Annotated in this window: 14 protein-coding genes and 1 tRNA gene; 11 read left to right on the forward strand and 4 right to left on the reverse strand. The window is 69.5% G+C overall.

Going from position 1 to position 18,530, the window contains the following annotated elements:
- The first annotated feature begins 260 nt into the window (after window positions 1–260).
- Entirely contained in the window at window positions 261–1,124 is an 864-nt protein-coding gene (locus ACZ3I3_RS03205) for a DUF4184 family protein (RefSeq protein ID WP_467362107.1), read from the forward strand.
- Here ACZ3I3_RS03205 and ACZ3I3_RS03210 read toward each other — a convergent pair.
- Window positions 1,036–1,623 (reverse strand): hypothetical protein, encoded by a 588-nt coding sequence (locus ACZ3I3_RS03210; protein ID WP_467362108.1) that lies wholly within the window; start codon window positions 1,621–1,623, stop codon window positions 1,036–1,038. The two genes, ACZ3I3_RS03205 and ACZ3I3_RS03210, sit on opposite strands and share 89 nt — an antisense overlap.
- A 354-nt stretch (window positions 1,624–1,977) precedes the next feature.
- On the reverse strand, window positions 1,978–4,704 hold the full coding sequence (gene polA, locus ACZ3I3_RS03215; protein ID WP_467362110.1) for a DNA polymerase I: 2,727 nt from the start codon (window positions 4,702–4,704) through the stop codon (window positions 1,978–1,980).
- A 274-nt stretch (window positions 4,705–4,978) separates the two neighbouring features.
- On the opposite strand from polA, the gene ACZ3I3_RS03220 reads away from it, so the two are divergent.
- From ACZ3I3_RS03220 to ACZ3I3_RS03255, 8 genes are all read left to right on the forward strand, one after another.
- Window positions 4,979–7,258 (forward strand): FdhF/YdeP family oxidoreductase, encoded by a 2,280-nt coding sequence (locus ACZ3I3_RS03220; protein ID WP_467362112.1) that lies wholly within the window; start codon window positions 4,979–4,981, stop codon window positions 7,256–7,258.
- Window positions 7,259–7,315: 57 nt separating this feature from the next.
- On the forward strand, window positions 7,316–7,804 hold the full coding sequence (locus ACZ3I3_RS03225; protein ID WP_467362113.1) for a PaaI family thioesterase: 489 nt from the start codon (window positions 7,316–7,318) through the stop codon (window positions 7,802–7,804).
- A 117-nt stretch (window positions 7,805–7,921) separates the two neighbouring features.
- Window positions 7,922–8,794, forward strand: coding sequence for a trypsin-like serine protease (locus ACZ3I3_RS03230; protein ID WP_467362115.1), 873 nt, complete (start codon window positions 7,922–7,924; stop codon window positions 8,792–8,794).
- Between the two features lie 776 nt (window positions 8,795–9,570).
- A complete protein-coding gene (locus ACZ3I3_RS03235) occupies window positions 9,571–10,803 on the forward strand; it encodes a branched-chain amino acid ABC transporter substrate-binding protein (protein WP_467362712.1) in 1,233 nt (410 codons plus the stop codon).
- A 138-nt stretch (window positions 10,804–10,941) separates the two neighbouring features.
- Entirely contained in the window at window positions 10,942–11,871 is a 930-nt protein-coding gene (locus tag ACZ3I3_RS03240) for a branched-chain amino acid ABC transporter permease (RefSeq protein WP_467362117.1), read from the forward strand.
- A 4-nt stretch (window positions 11,872–11,875) separates the two neighbouring features.
- On the forward strand, window positions 11,876–13,690 hold the full coding sequence (locus ACZ3I3_RS03245; protein ID WP_467362118.1) for a branched-chain amino acid ABC transporter permease: 1,815 nt from the start codon (window positions 11,876–11,878) through the stop codon (window positions 13,688–13,690).
- A 5-nt stretch (window positions 13,691–13,695) separates the two neighbouring features.
- A complete protein-coding gene (locus ACZ3I3_RS03250) occupies window positions 13,696–14,568 on the forward strand; it encodes an ABC transporter ATP-binding protein (protein WP_467362120.1) in 873 nt (290 codons plus the stop codon).
- Window positions 14,565–15,281, forward strand: a complete 717-nt coding sequence (locus ACZ3I3_RS03255) for an ABC transporter ATP-binding protein (RefSeq protein ID WP_467362122.1) — start codon at window positions 14,565–14,567, stop codon at window positions 15,279–15,281. The genes ACZ3I3_RS03250 and ACZ3I3_RS03255 overlap by 4 nt, the downstream gene beginning before the upstream one ends.
- An 81-nt stretch (window positions 15,282–15,362) precedes the next feature.
- Here ACZ3I3_RS03255 and ACZ3I3_RS03260 read toward each other — a convergent pair whose 3' ends face one another.
- A complete protein-coding gene (locus tag ACZ3I3_RS03260) occupies window positions 15,363–16,019 on the reverse strand; it encodes an ANTAR domain-containing response regulator (RefSeq protein WP_037668151.1) in 657 nt (218 codons plus the stop codon).
- Window positions 16,020–16,121: 102 nt separating this feature from the next.
- On the opposite strand from ACZ3I3_RS03260, the gene ACZ3I3_RS03265 reads away from it, so the two are divergent.
- Together ACZ3I3_RS03265 and ACZ3I3_RS03270 are read left to right on the forward strand one after the other, a co-directional pair.
- Window positions 16,122–16,196: transfer RNA gene (locus tag ACZ3I3_RS03265), tRNA-Leu, on the forward strand.
- A gap of 107 nt (window positions 16,197–16,303) precedes the next feature.
- A complete protein-coding gene (locus ACZ3I3_RS03270; RefSeq protein WP_467362124.1) occupies window positions 16,304–17,050 on the forward strand; it encodes a helix-turn-helix domain-containing protein in 747 nt (248 codons plus the stop codon).
- 7 nt (window positions 17,051–17,057) lie between these two features.
- Here the strand turns inward: ACZ3I3_RS03270 and pyk are convergent, their stop codons facing one another.
- Entirely contained in the window at window positions 17,058–18,494 is a 1,437-nt protein-coding gene (pyk, locus tag ACZ3I3_RS03275) for a pyruvate kinase (protein WP_467362126.1), read from the reverse strand.
- Between the last annotated feature and the right edge of the window lie 36 nt (window positions 18,495–18,530).

Consider the following 18,530-nt stretch of genomic DNA (forward strand, 5'->3'; position numbering starts at 1 on the left):
GTTGCGTACGCGTACTTCTGTTGCGCTCGCTCTGTTGTGACGATCGACCGGCCCGAGTGGTTGCCCTCCGACAGGCCTGTCTCCTGCCACCGGCACGGTGACCCTGGCGACCCTACGACAACTTCCTTTGCTCGGGCACCCGTTCGTGCCCGTTTTTCACCAGTTGGTCATGCAGCGAGCGCGGTGGGCGGGCCGGTGTTCGGAATCCCGCATACTGGGCTCTCCCATCGCCCGGGCAACGACCGTCACGAGGAGCCGAGTTGCCGTTCACGCTGAGCCATGCGGCAGCCGTACTGCCCGCCGTACGCACCAACGGCACCGGCCGGGGCCCGCTGGTGCCCGCCGTGCTCGTTGCGGGTTCCTTCGCGCCCGACATGACCTATTACGCGGCGAGTGCGGTGTCGGGTGCGATGGAGTTCGGTGACGTCACGCACTCGTTCCCGGGTGTGTTCACGGTCGATGTGCTCATCGCCTGGGCGCTGGTGGGGCTGTGGCTGCTGCTGCGCGAACCGCTGGTGGCGCTGCTGCCGCGGGCCCGCCAGGGGCGGGTCTCCGCGCTGGTGCGGTGCGGGGCGCCACGCGCGCGTGTGCGGCCGTCCCTGGTGCTGGGCTGGTACGCGTCCGCGGTGCTCGGCGCGCTGACACATGTCGTGTGGGACGCGTTCACGCATCTCGACCGGTGGGGGATGCGGCTGTTTCCGGTGCTGGGCCGGGAGGTGGCGGGTTCGCCGCTGTACTGGTACCTGCAGTACGGCGGTTCGGCGGTGGCCGCTGTCGTGATCGCCGTGTTCGTGGCGCGGGCCGTGCGGCGGGCGCCGGTGCGCGAGCCGGTGGGGGTCCCGGCGCTGTCGGTACGGGACCGGTGGCTGGCCGGTGCGGTGATCGGCGGCTTCGCGCTGGCGGGGGCGGTGCAGCGGGCGTCGCGGTGGTGGGCCTACTGGGGTTCGAGCGCGAAACCGTGGGAGATCATTCCGACGGTGTGCTTCGGGGCGGGCGCGGGGCTCGTCCCGGCGCTGCTGCTGTACGCCGTGGGGGTCAGGGCGTGGCGTCCGGCTCCGACCCCGGCCCCGGGCGGTCCTGACCGCCTCGATGACGTGGAGCCGAGCCGGTCGGCCGCTCGCTGAGGGGTGCTGTCGTCGCGATGTACACGGTGATGGTGGTGTGCGCGGGGCGGCGAGGCCGTGGAAGCAGGGTCAGGACGAGCGTCAGGTAGCTGCGGGCCAGGTCCGCCCAGGGGCGGCCGGTCCTGCCCGGGCGGTCGGCATGGCCCGGATGCTGGGCGGCAGGGGCTGTGCCGCTGGTGAGACCGAGGATTTCGGCCACGTCGTCGGGGCTGGTGAGACCTGTGATGGTCGGCAGACCGCCGGCGTCTGTGAGACCCGGGAGGGCCGTCACGCCACCGGCGCCGGTGCGACCGGTCGCGGCGGACGCCTCGGCGGCGCGCGTGGGATCGGCCGGCCGCCGGCCCTTGGCCAGGCACTGCCGGAGGTCCGCCGTCGCGCGGTGCAGGGCCGTGGTGAGGCCGGCGGGGACGCGGACCGTGCTTGCGGCGGCCGCGAAGGGCGGGACCGGCGGGAGTGCCACGCCTGGGGCCGTGCGGCGAAGGAGCGTGCGTATACCCATGCCCGCATCTTTGCGACCGCCCGGTGCGGGGGCCCTTTGTCGGGGGCCACGCGAGTGATGTTTCTGCGGGGGTTCAGCGGTGTGGGGGGCGGGAGCCCCAGCTCAGAGCCTGGCCGGGGCGCCCCGAAGTGGAGGGCGGGTGCCCCGGCTCAAGACTCGGCCCAGGGCACCCCGCGACCGGGCCTAGTGCGCCGCCGACTCCCAGTCCGGGCCCGCGCCCACCCAGACGCCCAGGACGACGCGGAAGTGCACGCGCTCGCCATCCCGCGCGCGAGCGGCTTCAGCGCGGGCCCAGCGCGGTGGTAGGCGGGTGCCCCCGGCTCAAGACTCGGCCGAAGGCACCCGGCGCCGGGCTCAGTGCGCCGCCGACTCCCAATCCGGGCCCGCGCCCACCGAGACGCCCAGGGGGACGCGGAGGTGGACGGCGTTCGCCATCTCTCGGCGGACGAGTTCCTCGGCGGCGGCCCGCTCGCCGGGGGCGATCTCCAGCACGATTTCGTCGTGGACCTGGAGCAGCATGCGGGAGGCGAGGCCGGCCTCCTTCAGCGCGCTGTCCACCTTGAGCATGGCGATCTTGACGATGTCGGCCGCCGTGCCCTGGATGGGCGCGTTGAGGGCCATGCGCTCGGCCGCCTCGCGGCGCTGGCGGTTGTCGCTGTTGAGGTCGGGGAGGTAGCGGCGGCGGCCGAAGAGGGTCGCCGTGTAGCCCGTCGCCCGGGCCTCGTCGACCGCCCGGCGCAGATAGTCCCGTACGCCGCCGAACCGCTCGAAGTACGCGTCCATCAGGGCGCGGGCCTCCGCCGCCTCGATGTTCAGCTGCTGGGAGAGGCCGAAGGCGGACAGTCCATAGGCCAGGCCGTACGACATGGCCTTGATCTTGCGGCGCATCTCGGCGTCCACCGCGGTCGGCTCGACCGAGAAGACCTGGGAGGCGGCCGTGGTGTGCAGGTCCTCGCCGGAGGTGAACGCCTCGATCAGGCCCTCGTCCTCGGAGAGGTGGGCCATCACGCGCAGTTCGATCTGGCTGTAGTCGGCCGTCATCAGGGACTCGAAGCCCTCGCCGACGACGAAGCCACGGCGGATCGCGCGGCCCTCGTCGGTGCGGACCGGGATGTTCTGCAGGTTCGGGTCCGTCGAGGACAGACGGCCGGTGGCGGCGACCGTCTGGTTGAACGTGGTGTGGATGCGGCCGTCCGCGGCGATGGTCTTGATCAGACCCTCGACGGTGACGCGCAGCTTGGCCTGCTCGCGGTGGCGGAGCATGATCACCGGCAGCTCGTTGTCCGTCTGCGTGGCGAGCCAGGCGAGCGCGTCGGCGTCCGTGGTGTAGCCGGTCTTGGTCCGCTTGGTCTTGGGCAGGGCCAGCTCGCCGAAGAGGACCTCCTGGAGCTGCTTGGGCGAGCCCAGGTTGAACTCGTGCCCGGCTGCCGCGTGGGCCTCCTTCACGGCCTGCTGGACGGCTCCGGCGAACATCTGCTCCATGGCCTCCAGGTGGGGCCGGTCGGCCGCGATGCCGTGCCGCTCCATGCGGGCGAGCAGCGCGGACGTGGGCAGCTCCATGTCGCGCAGCAGGTCGGCGGCGCCGACCTCCTCCAGGCGGCCCTCGAAGGCCTCGCCCAGGTCGAGGACGGCGCGGGCCTGGATCATCAGGGCCTCGGCCTCGGCGCCCTCGTCGGCTCCGAAGGCGAGCTGCCCGTCGGCCGCGGCGGCGGGCACCAGCTCGCGGTGCAGGTACTCCAGGGACAGCGCGTCCAGGTCGAAGGAGCGGCGGCCCGGCTTGACCAGGTAGGCGGCGAGCGCGGTGTCCATGCTCACGCCCTCGACACTCCAGCCGTGCTCGGCGAAGACCCGCATGGCGCCCTTGGCGTTGTGGAAGACCTTGGGCCGGGCGGTATCGGCGAGCCAGCCGGCGAATGCCTTCTCGTCGGCCTCGTCGAGCTGGGAGGGGTCGAACCAGGCGGCCGCCCCGCCGGGCGCGGCGAGCGCGACCTCGGCGACCGAGCCCGCGCCGAGCGCCCAGGCGTCGACCGTGGCGACGCCGAGGGGCCCGGTGCCGTGCTCGGTGAGCCAGCCGGCCAGCTCGCCGGTGCCGAGCACCGTGCCGTCCAGCTGCACGCCGTCCGTGCTGATCGGGGTGGTCTCGGCCTCCTCGGCGCCGGGGTCGACGGCGAAGAGCCGCTCGCGCAGGGAGGGGTTGCGGATCTCCAGGGTGTCCAGGACCATCGCGACGGCCTTGCGGTCGTAGGCGGTCCGCTCCAGCTCGATGACGCCCTTGGGCAGCTCGACCTGGCGCTCCAGTTCCGTGAGCCGGCGGTTGAGCTTGACCGCTTCCAGGTGGTCGCGGAGGTTCTGCCCGGCCTTGCCCTTGACCTCGTCCACGCGCTCGACGAGCTGCGCGAACGACCCGAACTGGTTGATCCACTTCGCGGCGGTCTTCTCGCCGACGCCGGGGATGCCGGGGAGGTTGTCGGACGGGTCGCCGCGCAGGGCCGCGAAGTCGGGGTACTGCGCGGGCGTCAGCCCGTACTTCTCGAACACCTTCTCGGGGGTGAAGCGGGTCAGCTCGGAGACGCCCTTGGTCGGGTACAGCACGGTCGTGTGCTCGCTGACCAGCTGGAAGGAGTCCCGGTCGCCGGTGACGATCAGCACCTCGAAGCCCTCGGCCTCGGCCTGCGTGGCGAGCGTGGCGATCACGTCGTCCGCCTCGAACCCGTCGACCGCGAAGCGGGCCGCGCCCATCGCGTCGAGGAGCTCGCAGATCAGCTCGACCTGGCCCTTGAACTCGTCGGGGGTCTTGGAGCGGTTCGCCTTGTACTCCGTGAACTCCTGCGACCGCCAGGTCTTGCGGGAGACGTCGAAGGCGACCGCGAAGTGCGTGGGCGCCTCGTCGCGCAGCGTGTTGGCCAGCATCGACGCGAAGCCGTAGATCGCGTTCGTCGGCTGGCCCGTCGCGGTGGTGAAGTTCTCCGCGGGCAGCGCGAAGAACGCTCGGTAGGCCAGCGAGTGCCCGTCCATGAGCATCAGTCGTGGGCGGCTGCCGCCGGAGGTCTGGTCGGTCGTCTTCGATGCTGTCTCTGCCACGCCCCCGATCCTGCCACGCCCCACTGACACTCGGCCCCGGCCCCGACGCCGGTACGCCTGAGACGGCCGCCGCCCCGGCCCTCCCGGCGCGTCCGCCCGGGACAGCCGTCGCCCCGGTCCCCCCGAGCCGTACGCCCGGGACAGCCGTCACGCCGGCCCTCCCGACGCATGCGCCCAAGGCAGGCCCCCGCCCCAGCCCTCCCCTCACGCGATGTCACCGCAGCGTGCGAGGATCGGAGACGTACCTCACAGCGCGGTCGAAGGGGAGTGTGCGATGGCGACGAAGCCGCCCAAGAGTGATCCGGTTCAGGACGCGCCGCAGGTCGCCGGACCGCAGCACGCGGCAGCGGGCCTCCCCGCGATCGGGCACACGTTGCGCGTCGCCCAGCAGCAGATGGGTGTGAAGCGCACGGCGCTGACGCTGCTGAGCGTGAACCAGAAGGACGGCTTCGACTGCCCGGGCTGTGCCTGGCCGGAGCCGGAGCACCGGCACAAGGCGGAGTTCTGCGAGAACGGCGCGAAGGCCGTCGCCGAGGAGGCCACGCTGCGCCGGGTCACGCCGGAGTTCTTCGCCGCGCACCCGGTCGCCGACCTGGCCGGCCGCAGCGGCTACTGGCTGGGGCAGCAGGGCCGCCTCACCCACCCCGTGTACCTGCCCGAGGGCGGCACGCACTACGAGCCGGTGACCTGGGAGCGCGCCTTCGACATCGTCGCCGAGGAGATCGCCGCCCTCGACTCCCCCGACGAGGCCGTCTTCTACACCTCGGGCCGCACCAGCAACGAGGCCGCGTTCCTCTACCAGCTCTTCGCCCGCGAGCTCGGCACGAACAACCTGCCCGACTGCTCGAACATGTGCCACGAGTCGTCCGGCTCGGCCCTGTCGGAGACGATCGGCATCGGCAAGGGCAGCGTCCTGCTGGAAGACCTCTACAAGGCCGACCTGATCATCGTCGCCGGCCAGAACCCGGGGACGAACCACCCGCGCATGCTGTCCGCCCTGGAGAAGGCCAAGGCCAACGGGGCGAGGATCATCAGCGTCAACCCGCTGCCTGAGGCGGGCCTGGAGCGCTTCAAGAACCCGCAGACCCCGCAGGGCATGCTCAAGGGCGCCGCGCTGACCGACCTGTTCCTGCAGATCCGCCTCGGCGGCGACCAGGCCCTGTTCCGTCTCCTCAACAAGCTGATCGTCGAGACGGACGGCGCGGTCGACGAGGCGTTCGTCCGGGAGCACACGCACGGCTACGAGGAGTTCGCCGAGACCGCCCGCGCGGCCGACTGGGAGGAGACGCTCGCCGCGACCGGCCTGACCCGGGAGGACATCGAGAAGGCCCTCCGCATGGTCCTGGCCTCCGAGCGGACCATCGTCTGCTGGGCGATGGGGCTCACCCAGCACAAGCACTCGGTGCCGACGATCAAGGAAGTGGTCAACTTCCTTCTCCTGCGCGGCAACATCGGCCGCCCGGGCGCGGGCGTGTGCCCGGTGCGCGGCCATTCGAACGTGCAGGGCGACCGCACGATGGGCATCTTCGAGCGCCCCGCCCCGGCGTTCCTGGACGCCCTGGAGAGGGAGTTCGGCTTCGCCCCGCCGCGCGAGCACGGCTACGACGTCGTACGGGCCATCCGCGCGCTGCGCGACGGCGAGGCGAAGGTCTTCTTCGCCATGGGCGGCAACTTCGTCTCCGCGTCTCCGGACACGGAGGTCACGGAGGCGGCCATGCGGCGGGCCCGGCTGACCGTGCACGTGTCGACGAAGCTGAACCGCTCGCACGCGGTCACGGGCGCGCGTGCCCTGATCCTGCCCACCCTCGGCCGTACCGAGCGGGATCTGCAGGGCAGCGGCGAGCAGTTCGTGACGGTCGAGGACTCGATGGGCATGGTGCACGCCTCCCGGGGCCGGCTGGAGCCCGCGAGCCGGCATCTGCTGTCCGAGCCGGCCATCGTCTGCCGCCTGGCCCGCCGTGTGCTGGGCGAGAACAGCGCCACGCCCTGGGAGGAGTTCGAGAAGGACTACGCGACGATCCGGGACCGCATCGCGCGCGTCATCCCCGGCTTCGAGGACTTCAACGCGCGCGTGGCCCGCCCCGGCGGCTTCACGCTCCCGCACGCCCCGCGCGACGAGCGCCGCTTCCCCACGGCCACCGGCAAGGCCAACTTCACGGCCGCGCCCGTGGAGTACCCGGAGCTTCCCGAGGGCCGCCTGCTGCTCCAGACGCTGCGCTCGCACGACCAGTACAACACCACGGTCTACGGCCTCGACGACCGCTACCGCGGCATCAAGAACGGCCGCCGGGTGGTGCTGGTCAACCCCGAGGACGCGCGGGCCCTGAAGCTGGCGGACGGCGACTACGTCGACCTGGTCAGCGAGTGGAAGGACGGTGTGGAGCGCAGGGCGCCGGGATTCCGCGTCGTGCACTACCCGACGGCCCGGGGCTGCGCGGCCGCGTACTACCCGGAGACCAACGTGCTGGTGCCGCTGGATGCCACGGCGGACACCAGTAACACCCCGGCCAGCAAGTCCGTCGTGGTGCGTCTGGAACAATCGGCGACCGACTGAGCGTTTGCTCAGCCACAGTGGTAACCGCATGATCTGGACGAACGGAGACCGGGCCCCATGGGTGAGCAGCAGCATGTGAAGTTCCCGCAGGAGGTCATCGACGAGTACGCCGCGCTCGGCGTCGACCTCTTGGCCCTGTTCTCCGCGGGCCACCTCGGGACCCGGATGGGCGTCCAGATCGTCGAGGCGTCGGCGGACCGGGTGGTCGGGACGATGCCGGTCGAGGGCAACACCCAGCCTTACGGACTGCTGCACGGCGGGGCTTCCGCGGTGCTGGCCGAGACGCTCGGGTCGATCGGCTCGATGCTGCACGGCGGCAGCTCCAAGATCGCCGTGGGTGTCGACCTGAACTGCACGCACCACCGCGGGGTGCGCTCCGGCCTCGTCACCGGTGTGGCCACCCCGGTGCACCGGGGGCGCTCGACCGCCACGTACGAAATCGTCATCACGGACGAAAGCGATAAAAGGGTGTGTACGGCCCGGTTGACCTGTCTGCTGCGCGACGTGAACCCGGGCGACGAGCAGCTCATCCGCGCCGCGAGCTGACGACGTAGGGAAAACCCTGGAGGGGCGGGCGCGCTCTTGTCGCGGCCGCCCCCGCGCGCTTCACTGACGCTCCACCCCCACAGGAGAAGACCCGTCCCACCCGTAGAAGGGTTTCTCTTGACCTCCGTACGCGCCTTCGCCGTCACCGCCGCGGCCGGTGCCGCCGTGCTCGCCACCGCGCTGCCGTCCTCCGCCATCAACTCCTACAACGCGACGCCCGCCCCCGAACGCACCGAGGTCGGCGCGCTCGTGGCCACCTGGGACAACGACGGCGACCCCGCGACCCCGGACCGGGTCGACTGGGTCTGTTCGGGCACCATGATCGACGCGGACACCTTCCTGACCGCCGCGCACTGCACTTCCGACTGGCCCGACAACGTGCGGTTCTACGTGTCCCTGGACCAGGACGTGCAGTCCGGGCTCGACGCGGCGGCGAAGAAGTACCCGGGCGACCCGGCCGCGCAGGCCGCCGCCGTAGCCGTCCCGGGCACCGCTCACACCCACCCCGGCTACCCGGGGCCCGCCTCCGACACCCGCGACATCGCGGTGATCGAAGTGCCCGCCGCCAAGGTCGAGGACCGCTGGAGCTTCACCCCGGCCACCCTGCCCACCGCCAACCAGCTCGGCAGACTCGGCCCGCAGGGGCTGAACGCCACGAACTGGCTGGTCGCCGGCTACGGCACCCAGGAAGCCGTCAACGGCCCCGGCGGCCAGACCCACCCCGGCGGCGGCGTCCGCATGAAGGCACCCGTCACCTTCGACGCCCTCAACAACTCCTGGGCCCGGCTGGCGATGACCGCCCCGCAGGGCAACGGAGGCGCCTGCTACGGCGACTCGGGCGGCCCCAACTTCGCCGTCATCGGCGGCAGGAGCATCCTCGCCGCCACCACCATCACCGGCGACACCCCCTGCTACGCGACCAACGTGACGTACCGCCTGGACACCCCCGGCGCCCGCGCCTTCCTCTCACCGTTCGTGAAGCTGCCGTAACCTCGCGCCCTCGGTACGACCGACCGCCCCGCCGCACCGCACACGACCAGGTGCGGCGGGGCACCGCTCAGGTCGGCGGGTCCGCCCCTCGCCCCCCCCCGGCCCAGCAACTCCGCCCTCTCGGGCCGAAGTTGGACATCACCACCACAGGCCCGGCCTGCCGGTTCGCCGACCGCTCCCGCGATCGCCGTCGCCACGGTCACTTTCCCGTGCCTCACCACCGACGCCCCCCCGGGTCCCGCACGAGCGAGCAGTCCAGGCCCCACCCGGCGCTTACCCGGCACTCACCGAGCCGGCCAATAAGCCGCCGCCCTCCGCATCACCGCGAAAACCGCCTTTTCCACCGGGCCGAAACTCCCCCGGACGCGGCCTCTCCCCTTTCTCTGCGTAACGCTCCGTAACGCGCGCGCAATAGAACAGCTCACTTTCACCTTCGGCCGCACCCACTCCCGGAAACTCGCCGACCCCCGTTCACGCCGCCCGCGCCCCGGTGGCCGCACGATCTCAGCCATGGCCAACCGGAAGTGCGCGTTCTCAGAATGCGGACCGCGGAGAAAATCCACCAAACCCGCCGAGAGGGTCCGCCACCGAAGCCGGGCATCCATCGCGTCATAACAAGAAAGTCACAAGCCAGCCCACGCCGCTGACCCTGCCTCCACACGGGCTTAGAGTCACGGCCAGTCACCGCTCCATCGGGAGTTCGGTACCAGCGCGGCACTCACCCCCCGACCAGGGCGGGCCTGCCTGTGAAAGGACTGATCGTGCGACAGCGTTCCTTGGTGATTCTTACCTCCGTTCTGACGACCGGAGCTCTGACTCTCACCGCCTGCGGCTCCCGAGACGACAGCGGTGACAAGAGCGGAGACAGCGGCAACGGCACCACGCTGACCATCGGCGTCGACGCCCCCCTGTCGGGTGAGAACTCCACCACCGGCCTCGGCATCCAGTACGGCGCTCAGATCGCCGTCGACGACGCCAACAAGAACAACTGGGTCCCGGGCGTGAAATTCAAGCTCAAGGCCCTGGACGACAAGGCCCAGCCCGCCACCGGCCAGTCCAACGCCACCACCTTCACCGGCGACAAGACCGCCGTCGGCGCCGTCGGCCCGCTGAACTCCGGCGTCGCCCAGACGATGCAGCAGGTCTTCGCCTCGGCCAACATGGTCCAGATCTCCCCGGCGAACACCGCCCCCGAGCTGACCCAGGGCAAGAACTGGCAGACGGACAAGAAGCGTCCGTTCAAGACGTACTTCCGTACCGCCACCACCGACGAACTCCAGGGCAGCTTCGCGGCCGGCTACGCGTACAACGGCCTCAAGAAGAAGAAGGCCTTCGTCGTCGACGACAAGCAGACCTACGGCGCCGGCCTCGCGAAGATCTTCAACGAGCAGTTCAAGAAGCTCGGCGGCAAGGTCGTCGCCACCGACCACGTCAACACCGGCGACAAGGACTTCGGCTCCCTCGTCACCAAGATCAAGAACTCCGGTGCCGACCTGCTCTACTACGGCGGCCAGTACGACGAGTCCGCGCTGATCACCAAGCAGCTCAAGGACGCCGGCGTCAAGATCCCGCTGTTCGGCGGCGACGGCATGTACGCCTCCACCTACATCGAGGCCGCCGGCAAGTCCGCCGAGGGCGACCTCGTCACCGCCATCGGTGTCCCCGCCGACACCCTGCCCGCCGCCAAGCAGTTCATCCAGACGTACAAGGACAAGGGCTACAAGGGTGACTACGGCGCGTACGGCGCCTACGCCTACGACGCCACCACGGCCATCATCAAGGCCGTCAAGGCCGCGGCCGACGCCAACGGCGGCAAGGTGCCCTCCGACATCAACGACCTGCGCTCCAAGGTCGTCGACGGAGTCCAGAAGTCCGACTTCGAAGGCCTCACCGGCAAGGTCTCCTTCGACCAGTACGGCGACACCACCAACAAGCAGCTGACGGTGTACCAGGTCGAGAAGGGCACCTGGAAGGCCGTCGAGACCGGCACCCCCGACGACCTCCAGTAGTTCCGGCCCCCACTAGCCGCACCACGGGCCGCGCGGGAGGAGGACCCCGACCGCGCGGCCCGTTTGCACACCCCCACACAGCACGCGACCACGCACTCATCCAGTGCACACGACCACCAGCGACATGGAGGCCATGCGGTGAACACCCTGCCGCAGCAGCTGGCCAACGGGCTGCTTCTAGGCTCGATGTACGGGCTGATCGCCATCGGCTACACGATGGTGTACGGCATCGTCCAGCTCATCAACTTCGCGCACGGCGAGATCTTCATGACCGGCGCGTTCGGCGCACTCACGGTCTACTTCTACATCCTCCCCGACGGCACCTCGATGGCCCTCGCCGTACCCCTGATGCTCCTCGGCGGTGCCATCGTGGCCATCCTCATCGCCGTCGGAGCGGAACGGTTCGCCTACCGACCACTGCGCGGAGCCCCACGCCTGGCACCCCTCATCACCGCGATCGGCCTCTCCCTGGCCCTCCAGGAAGTCGTCCGCAACTTCTACCCCGGCGCCGACCGCGCCCGCGCCTTCCCCGGCCTCGACGCCACCCACGACATCGGCTCCGTCACCATCAAGGACGCCGACATCTTCCTCATCCTCGCCGCCGTCGGCTGCATGGCCGCCCTCGCCGTCTTCGTGCGCCGCAGCCGCACCGGCCGCGCCATGCAGGCCACCGCGCAGGACCCCGACACCGCGCAGCTGATGGGCATCGACACCAACCGCATCATCGTCATCGCCTTCGCCATCGGCGGCTTCTTCGCCGCCGTCGCGGCCGTCGCCTACGGACTCAAGTACGGCAACGTCGACTACCGCATGGGCTTCCTCATGGGCCTCAAGGCGTTCACCGCGGCCGTCCTCGGCGGCATCGGCAACATCTACGGCGCCATGCTCGGCGGCGTCGTCCTCGGCATCGCCGAAACCCTCGCCTCCGCCTACATCGACGAGATCCCCGGCATGTCGCAGCTCGGCGGCCAGAGCTGGGCCAACGTGTGGGCCTTCTGCCTCCTCATCCTCGTGCTCCTGTTCCGGCCCCAGGGCCTGCTCGGCGAGCGCGTCGCGGACAGGGCGTGATCACATGACCGACACGACCAAGAAGACCCCAGCGCCGGACGCCGTCCCCACCCCGACGCCCGCCCTGCGCGGTCTCATACCCCTGCCCGCCGCGGCCGCCCGCGCCCTGCTGCTCGCCGGCGGCATCGCCACCGCCGCCTCCGCGTTCCTCGCCTGGACCTGGACCACCGAGTTCCCCGGCAACCTCACCATCAACGGCTACCCCGGTGGCCTGCAGTGGCTGACCTTCACCGCCGGCGTCCTCACCGCCCTGTTCGCCCTCGCCGGCTACGGCGTCCGCGGCCTCGGCTGGCTGCTGCCCGCCCGCAACAACGCACCCCTCGTCCTCACCGCCCTCGGCGGCTTCGCCGTCACCTGGTTCACCGTCATCGCCATCAGCACCGAACTCGGCGGCGTCATCAACCTCGAACCCGGCGGCTGGATCGCGGCCATCGCCTCCCTCCTGCCCCTCCTCGGCGCCTTCGCCCTCCCCCAGGAGAAAAGCACCGACGGCACCAAGGCAGCCCTCAAGGCCTACATCGCCAAACCCGACCGCATCCCCGCCGCCCAGTTCGGCAACGGCTGGGTCCAGCGGGCCGTGATCACCGCCGTCACCATCATCGGCCTCGGCGTCTTCACCTACGGCATCGACACCGAGTACGGCGAACTCTTCGTCGGCTACCTCTTCGTCGTCATCTTCGCCATGTGGGCGCTGCACACCGCCGGCCTGCTCGACCGCTTCTCCCAACTGATCGCCGGCAACCGCAGCTTCACCCTCGCCATGGGCTTCGCCGCGGCCATCGCCTTCCCCTTCACCCAGACCGACGACCACTACGCCAACATCGGCGTCAACATCCTGATCTTCGGGACCGTCGCCCTCGGCCTCAACATCGTCGTCGGCCTCGCCGGACTCCTCGACCTCGGATACGTCGCCTTCCTCGGCGTCGGCGCCTACACCGCCGCCCTCGTCTCCGGCTCCGAGTTCTCCACCATCTCCGGCGTCCACCTGCCCTTCTGGGCCTCCGCCCTGGCAGGCGCCGCAGCCTCCCTCGTCTTCGGCGTCCTCATCGGCGCCCCGACCCTGCGACTGCGCGGCGACTACCTCGCCATCGTCACCCTCGGCTTCGGAGAGATCTTCCGCATCGCCGTCAACAACATGGACGGCGACTCCGGACCCGACGTCACCAACGGCCCCAACGGCATCGCCAACATCCCCGACCTGAACCTCCTCGGCTTCAACTTCGGCCAGGCCCACGACATCGGCGGATTCACCCTCGGCCGGTTCGCCAACTACTACCTGCTGATGGTCCTCATCATGGCCATCGTCGTCCTCGTCTACACCCGCGCCGCCGACTCCCGCATCGGCCGCTCCTGGATCGCCATCCGCGAGGACGAGACCGCCGCCACCGCCATGGGCATCAACGGCTTCCGCGTCAAACTCGTCGCCTTCGCCCTCGGCGCCGCCCTCGCCGGCCTCGCCGGCACCGTCAGCGCCCACGTCACCTACAGCGTGGTCCCCACGCCGTACCAGTTCGCCGGCTCCACCCCGCCCAACTCCGCGTTCCTCCTGGCCGCGGTCGTCCTCGGCGGCATGGGCACGGTCGCAGGCCCCCTCCTCGGCGCCGCCCTGCTCTACCTGCTCCCCGAGAAGCTCGTCTTCCTCCAGGACAAGTCGCTCCTCGCCTTCGGCATCGCACTCATCCTGCTGATGCGCTTCCGCCCCGAAGGCATCATCGCCAACCGCCGGCGCCAGCTCGAATTCCACGAGACCGGCCAACTCGACGTACCCAAACAGACCACGCTGACCGACGAACCGGCCGTCACCAAGGCGGGGGCGTAACCACCATGACGACACCTGTACTCGAAGCCCGCGACGTCACGATGCGCTTCGGCGGCCTCACCGCCGTCCGCTCCGTCGACTTCACGGTCAACGCCGGCGAGATCGTCGGCCTCATCGGCCCCAACGGCGCCGGCAAGACAACCTTCTTCAACTGCCTGACCGGCCTCTACGTCCCCACCGAAGGCACGGTCTCCTACAAGGGCACCGTCCTGCCGCCCAAACCCCACCTGGTCACCCAGGCCGGCATCGCCCGGACCTTCCAGAACATCCGCCTGTTCGCCAACATGACGGTCCTGGAAAACGTCCTCGTCGGCCGCCACACCCGGACCAAGGAAGGACTCTGGTCCGCCCTCCTGCGCGGCCCCGGCTTCAAGAAAGCCGAACGCGAGAGCGAAGAACGCGCCATGGAACTCCTCGAGTTCATCGGCCTCGCCCACAAACGCGACCACCTCGCCCGCAACCTCCCCTACGGCGAACAGCGCAAGCTCGAGATCGCACGCGCCATGGCCTCCGAGCCCGGCCTGCTGCTCCTCGACGAGCCCACCGCCGGCATGAACCCCCAGGAGACGCGGGCCACCGAAGAACTCGTCTTCGCCATCCGCGACAAGGGCATCGCCGTCCTCCTCATCGAGCACGACATGCGCTTCGTCTTCAACCTCTCCGACCGCGTCGCCGTCCTCGTCCAGGGCGAAAAGCTCGTCGAAGGCACCTCCGACGTCGTCCAGGCCGACGAACGCGTCATCGCCGCCTACCTCGGCGAACCCTTCGAAGGCGACCCCGGAGAGGCCGAAGCCGCGGAGGTCGAAGCAGCCGAAGCCGCCGCCGAAGCCGCCGACGCGCCCAGCACCACCAGCAGCACCAAGGGAGAAGCCAAGTGACCGCACTCCTCGAGGTCGAAGACCTCCGGGTCTCCTACGGCAAGATCGAAGCCGTCAAAGGCATCTCCTTCAGCGTCGACGCCGGCCAGGTCGTCACCCTCATCGGCACCAACGGCGCCGGCAAGACGACCACGCTGCGCACGCTGTCCGGCCTGCTGAAGCCGACATCCGGAAAGATCCTCTTCGACGGCAAGCCCCTCAACGGGGTCCCCGCCCACAAGATCGTCGCCCTCGGCCTCGCCCACTCCCCCGAAGGCCGGCACATCTTCCCCCGCCTCACCATCGCGGAGAACCTCCAGCTCGGCGCCTTCCTCCGCAAGGACAAGGACGGCATCGACAAGGACATCCAGCGCGCCTACGACCTCTTCCCCATCCTCGGGGAACGCCGCAAGCAGGCGGCGGGGACCTTGTCGGGTGGCGAACAGCAGATGCTCGCCATGGGCCGCGCCCTCATGTCCCGGCCCAAGCTCCTCATGCTCGACGAGCCCTCCATGGGCCTCTCCCCGATCATGATGCAGAAGATCATGGCGACCATCTCCGAGCTGAAGTCCCAGGGCACGACCATCCTGCTCGTCGAACAGAACGCCCAGGCGGCGCTCTCCCTCGCCGACCAGGGCCACGTCATGGAGGTCGGCAACGTCGTCCTCTCCGGCACGGGGCAGGACCTGCTGCACGACGAGTCGGTACGCAAGGCCTACCTCGGCGAGGACTGAGGCCCGGCCCAGACACGAAGAGGCCCGCTCCCCTGTCACAGGGGGCGGGCCTCTCGCTTTGCTCTGCTCAGCTCTGCTGGATCAGCCCTTGTTGGACTTCTTCTCCTCGGCGTCCTGGATGACCGCCTCCGCGACCTGCTGCATCGACATCCGCCGGTCCATCGACGTCTTCTGAATCCACCGGAACGCGGCAGGCTCCGTCAGCCCGTACTCCGTCTGGAGGATCGACTTTGCCCGGTCCACCAGCTTGCGCGTCTCCAGCCGCAGCGTGAGGTCCGCGACCTCCTTCTCCAGCTCCTTCAGCTCCGTGAAACGCGAGACGGCCATCTCGATCGCCGGCACGACATCCGTCTTGCTGAACGGCTTCACGAGATACGCCATCGCACCGGCGTCCCGAGCCCGCTCCACCAGATCGCGCTGCGAGAACGCCGTCAGCATCAACACCGGCGCGATGCTCTCCTCGGCGATCTTCTCGGCCGCGGAGATACCGTCCAGCTTCGGCATCTTCACATCCAGGATCACCAGATCGGGCCGGTGCTCACGGGCCAGCTCCACAGCCTGCTCCCCGTCCCCGGCCTCACCGACGACGGTGTAGCCCTCCTCCTCCAGCATCTCTTTGAGATCGAGCCGGATCAGGGCCTCGTCCTCGGCGATGACGACCCGCGTCGTCATCGGAGGCACGTGCGACTTGTCGTCTTCAGGCACGTCAACAGGCTGGGGCGACTCGGGGGCGCTCACGTGGGCTCCTTGGTAGGGGCAGGCCGGTACTGCTCCCAAGAGCGTACCTAGCTGCGGTATGGTGGTCAGGCGGAGGGTCGAGGTCAACCTTCGATTCACCGGGCCCCGGTAGCCCAATTGGCAGCAGGCAATGGATTCAAAACCCATACAGTGTCGGTTCGAGTCCGACCCGGGGCACTTTTCCTTCATTTCCAAGGTCACTGTTTACAAGCGGATGTCCACGTTCTCGTGAACATCCGCTTCTTTCTGCGTGTCGTCGTGATCACCACCTCACAGTGGCCTCCATGTACGACATCAGTACACGCAAGCGAGCGCTCGCGCTGGTCGGTCAAGGCCGCAGCCTGAATTCGGTGAGCCGTGAGACGGGCATCTCGCGGGCCGCGATCCGCTCCTGGCAGGACCGCATCGAGCCGCTGCCCCGCTTGGCGCCTCCAGACCCCGGGCCCCCTGCCGACCATTGCGCATACGCCTACCTACTGGGCCTCTACCTCGGCGATGGTTGCATCAGCGGCCACCCTCGCGGCGTCGGCTACTACCTGAGAATCGCGTGCGCGAACTCATGGCCTGGCCTGATCGACGCCTGCGAGAGCGCCATGCGCGCCATCAACCCAACCGGGCGTGCGAACCGCATCCAGGCTCAGGGCTACGTCTCAGTGGTCAGCTACAGCAAGCACTGGCCGTACTTCTTCCCCCAGCACGGCCCCGGCAAGAAGCACGAGCGACGCATCACACTCGAACCCTGGCAGCAGGCGATCATCGAGGCCCACCCTTGGGAGTTCATTCGCGGCCTCATTCACTCCGACGGCTGCCGGGTCACCAACTGGACCACCCGGCTCGTCGGCGGTGAACCGAAGCGCTACGAATATCCCCGGTACTTCTTCATCAACCACTCGGCCGACATCATCCGCCTCTTCACCAGGACCCTGGACCAGGTGGGCGTCGACTGGAAGCAGGCGAACGCGCGCAACATCTCCATCGCCCGCAAAGCCTCCGTAACCCTCATGGACGCCCACGTAGGCCCCAAGTACTGACGGCGCCCTACTTCGGGCTGTCGTCCTCGGCGATGTGGTGGACTCGGACCATGTTCGTCGAGCCGGAGACGCCGGGGGGCGAGCCCGCCGTGATGACGACCGTGTCGCCCTTCTGGCAGCGGCCGGAGCGGAGCAGCAGTTCGTCGACCTGGTCGACCATCGCGTCCGTCGAGCCGACTTCCGGGCCGAGGAAGGTCTCGACGCCCCAGGTGAGGCTGAGCTGGGAGCGGGTGGCCTGGTCGGGGGTGAAGGCGAGGAGGGGGATCGGGGAGCGGTAGCGGGAGAGGCGGCGGGCCGTGTCGCCGGACTGGGTGAAGGCGACCAGGAAGCGGGCGCCCAAGAAGTCGCCCATTTCCGCGGCCGCTCGGGCTACTGCGCCGCCCTGGGTGCGGGGTTTGTTGCGTTCGTTGAGGGGCGGGAGGCCCTTGGCGAGGATGTCCTCTTCCGCCGCTTCGACGATGCGGGCCATCGTTCTGACCGTTTCGATCGGGTGCCTGCCGACGCTGGTTTCGCCGGAGAGCATGACGGCGTCCGTGCCGTCGATGACCGCGTTGGCGACGTCGGAGGCTTCGGCTCGGGTGGGCCGGGCGTTGTCGATCATGGAGTCGAGCATTTGTGTGGCGACGATGACCGGTTTGGCGTTGCGTTTGGCCAGTTTGATGGCGCGTTTCTGGACGATGGGGACTTGTTCCAGTGGCATTTCGACGCCGAGGTCTCCGCGGGCGACCATGATGCCGTCGAATGCGGCGACGATGTCGTCGATGTTCTCGACGGCCTGGGGTTTTTCGATTTTGGCGATGACGGGGATGCGGCGGCCTTCTTCGTCCATGATGCGGTGGACGTCCTGGATGTCGCGGCCGGTGCGGACGAAGGAGAGGGCGATGACGTCGGCGCCGGTGCGCAGGGCCCAGCGGAGGTCGTCTTCGTCTTTTTTGGAGAGGGCGGGGACGGAGACGGCGACGCCGGGGAGGTTGAGGCCTTTGTGGTCGGAGATGATGCCGCCTTCGACGACCGTGGTGTGGACGCGGGGGCCGTCGGTGCCGGTGACTTGGAGGCAGACTTTGCCGTCGTCGACGAGGATGCGTTCGCCGGTGGTGACGTCGTCGGCGAGGCCGGCGTAGGTGGTGCCGCAGGTGGTGCGGTCGCCTTCGACGCCTTCTTCGACGGTGATGGTGAAGGTGTCGCCGCGTTCGAGGAGTACGGGGCCTTCGGTGAAGCGGCCGAGGCGGATTTTCGGGCCTTGAAGGTCTGCGAGGACTCCGACGCTGCGGCCGGTCTCGTCGGCGGCTTTTCGTACCCGGTGGTAGCGCTCCTCGTGTTCGGCGTGCCCGCCGTGGCTGAGGTTGAGGCGTGCTACGTCCATTCCGGCGTCGACCAGGGCTTTGATCTGGTCGTACGAGTCGGTGGCGGGTCCCAGTGTGCAGACGATTTTTGCTCGGCGCATGGTCCGAGCCTATGAGTTACCGACCGGTAGAGAATT

Source organism: Streptomyces sp. NPDC016851 (assembly GCF_055562795.1).